This is a genomic window from Phytobacter sp. V69 (genome assembly GCF_965644215.1).
Taxonomy (GTDB): domain Bacteria; phylum Pseudomonadota; class Gammaproteobacteria; order Enterobacterales; family Enterobacteriaceae; genus Phytobacter.
On record NZ_CBFFRL010000329.1, the window covers coordinates 1 to 3,284 of the forward strand.

Consider the following 3,284-nt stretch of genomic DNA (forward strand, 5'->3'; position numbering starts at 1 on the left):
CGTAGCGAGCCATAGTTCAATATGTTGTTGAAAAAGACAGTTACTATAACTCAGGTGATTAAGGGACACAGCCTAGTACACGCTGCGCCTTACCGTGCTTTTTTGCACCTGAGCAGAGGAACACGGTGAGGGGCATTGACGCTTAGACGACATGGCGAACACGTTTGATTCGCCCTTAATTTTCGGACTCATTGTTATGCAAAATCGTATTACCGTTCAGCTTCCGGTCGAGGGGCTGTTGTTCTGGAAACTGTCAGGGCGCGAAGCACTGTCAGAACCTTACGCACTTGGCCTGACCCTGCTGGGTACCGACGCGCGCATGGACCGCAGCCAACTGCTGGGGAAATCCGTTACCGTCACCATTCCTACTCAGGATGTGACTACGCCCCGATACCTGAATGGCAAAGTGACTCGCGTGGCGGTGAGCGCCGTCGAGCTTTCCGGCACCCGTTACGCGGTTTATCAGCTCAACGTGGAATCCGATCTGTGGCCGATGCAGCGCGACCGTAACCTGCGTATCTTCCAGGGGCAGACGGTCCCGCAGATCGTCAAAACGTTGCTCTCTGAAAGTAAGGTCAATGTTGAAGATAAGCTGAGCGACAGCTACCGCGTCTGGGATTACTGCGTGCAGTATCAGGAGAGCAGCTTCGATTTTATTAGCCGCCTGATGGAGCTGGAGGGGATTACCTACTCCTTCCGCCACGAATCCGGGCGGCACGTGCTGCTGCTGACCGATGCTGCCAGCCAGCATCAACCTTTTGCCGGTTATGAATCCATTCCCTACCACGTCACGCCGTCCGGCGGCAGTACCGATGAAGAAGGGATCAGCCAGTGGGCGTTAACCGACAGCGTGACACCGGGGATCTACAGCCTTGACGACTACGATTTTCGCAAACCGAACGCGTGGCTGTTTCAGGCACGGCAAAATCCGACCTCGCCAGAGCCTGGCAGCATTAACGTCTATGACTGGCCGGGACGCTTTGTTGACCATGGACACGGTGAATTCTATGCCCGAATTCATCAGGAACGCTGGCAGGTCGAACACCAACAGATACAGGGCAGTGCTACCGCGCTGGGCATCGCCCCCGGCCATACCTTCACCCTGCATAACGCGCCGTTTTTCAGCGATAACGCAGAATACCTGACCACCGAAGCCAACTACTGGCTGGAAGAGAACACTTATGCCAGCGGTGGTGGCTCGGAAACCCTGCATCGTATCGATTTCACCGTCATCCCTTCCTCCGTTAATTTCCGTCCGGCGCAGAGAACTGCCTGGCCGCGTACCTATGGCCCGCAAACCGCGAGGGTGGTAGGGCCGCAGGGGGAGAGCATCTGGACCGATCGCTATGGCCGGGTGAAAGTGAAGTTTCACTGGGACCGGCAGGCAAAAGGTGATGACACCAGCTCTTGCTGGGTACGCGTTTCCAGCGCCTGGGCCGGGCAAGGCTTTGGCGGCGTGCAGATCCCGCGCGTGGGTGACGAAGTGGTAATCGATTTTATCAACGGTGACCCGGACAGACCCATCGTCACCGGACGCGTCTATAATGAGGCCAGTATGCCGCCGTGGGATCTGCCCGGCGATGCCACCCGGATGGGCTTTATGACCCGCAGCAAGGATGGCAGCGTCGACAATGCCAGCTTCCTGTTTTTTGAAGACAGCCCGGGTAATGAGTCTGTGCAGATGCACTCCGAAAAGGACATGATGGTGTCGGTTGAGAATGATCAGACGGTCAATATCGACGGCAACCGGACGACGACGATCAAAAAGACGCAGACGGACACGGTGACAGGGGCGGTAACCCTGACGTACCAGGATATCTGGAATACAACTGTGACCAACGCTGTGACCAGTACGTTTAACGGTGGTGAAACCACGACAATACAGAAAGGGCGCAAACTTGATATCACCAGCGGCGGTGACGCCGTGACGGTGAAAGGTGGGCGTAGCACGGATATTACGGGTGATGAGCTACAGCATGTGACGGGCAAATTCACGCAGCGGATTGATAATGGTCTCGAAACGGTTATCCAGGCCGGGCAAAAGGAAACCATCACCGGTGGGGTGACCATCAACGTGAACTCCGGTAACTGGGAACAGAACGTGAATTCCGGGACGATAACCATTACCAGTCCGCACGATATTACGCTGAAAAGTACAACCAATATTAATCTTGAAGCCCCTAAATCGTCTTATACGATCGCCGGACATAAAGAGGCGATCACGGGGAATAGCTTTAGTTTGACCGGTGCGTCTGAAAGCATCACCGGGGCGGCACTGGATTTAAAAGCGCTTTCTGCCGCCGCGGTTCATACTAGCGTAACCCATAATGTTATTTCTATAAGCCATAAAACGTTCGAGGGAAAAAACAGGCCGATGGAAATCAGTGATATAAAAGCATTGGTTACATCAGGCGCGCTTCACTGGAGTTCGAAAGCGCTTACCTTATTCTTATAGTTGGAGGAGGTCGGGAATGGAATTCATTGCTCAAAAGTGGTTGTACATTGTCGTTGCGATGGTTGCGTTTATGTTTTTCCTGTTTTTCAGAGATTTCAGGGATACGCTGATCCCTTTGATCAAAGATGGTGCAATGCAGGACTCGGTGCTCAAAAAAGGCATTGCGGTTAATGCGGATATTACCGTTGCACGTCAGACCAGTATGTGGAGTGGGGGAAAGCCTGTTTATCGTCTCACTCTTAAATTCAAAACGCGCGAAGGTCAGGATGTTGAATCCAGTATTTTAAAAGCACTGACATTCGAAGAGGTCGAGCGCTATAAAGCAGGTAATGGCACAACCATTAAATATGATCCGAAAAAACCGCAGCGTATTGCCATCTATGACAGGCCATTGATTTTGGGTGATAACTAGCACGGCTGATTACAGCCTCGCAGACCGGAATAATTCAACTATGCGGAAGTCATGTTTCGCATAGTTTCTTTTTATATGCTCGCATGCGGTTGATACTTTATTTGATGATAAATATGAAATTTGTTACTGACGTCATCGTGATCGCCGTTCTGGCATTTTTTGCTTATATCATCGTGTCTTTGCTCATAAGAGATGCCAGAAATAAGAAGTTAGAGCTGGAATTTCTGCTGATGGAGTTGATACAACAGGTATCATCACTGATGTTTCCAGTCGGTCTGGTGGAAATTCAGGGTTTATTAACATCACGGTGAAGTTTGACTACGAAATTGAAAAGGTAAGACGCGAATTCAGATAATAAGTGCAACGCTCGGACATGATTGTGGAGAGTGTAGGAGGAAGGGTTAACCGCGAATTCAG

At 51.5% G+C, this 3,284-nt stretch carries 3 protein-coding genes; all 3 read left to right on the top strand.

All coding sequences use genetic code 11. The features are described 5' to 3' along the window. Positions 1 to 196: 196 nt before the first annotated feature. Complete coding sequence (locus ACSZPU_RS24565; RefSeq protein ID WP_499004193.1) at positions 197 to 2,455, top strand: type VI secretion system Vgr family protein; 2,259 nt, start codon at positions 197 to 199, stop codon at positions 2,453 to 2,455. A gap of 16 nt (positions 2,456 to 2,471) precedes the next feature. Beyond that, the gene (locus ACSZPU_RS24570; protein ID WP_499004195.1) at positions 2,472 to 2,867 is read left to right on the top strand and encodes a DUF3592 domain-containing protein; all 396 of its coding nucleotides are present in this window, start codon (positions 2,472 to 2,474) and stop codon (positions 2,865 to 2,867) included. Between the two features lie 113 nt (positions 2,868 to 2,980). Next, a complete protein-coding gene (locus tag ACSZPU_RS24575) occupies positions 2,981 to 3,178 on the top strand; it encodes a hypothetical protein (protein ID WP_499004197.1) in 198 nt (65 codons plus the stop codon). Positions 3,179 to 3,284 lie beyond the last annotated feature (106 nt).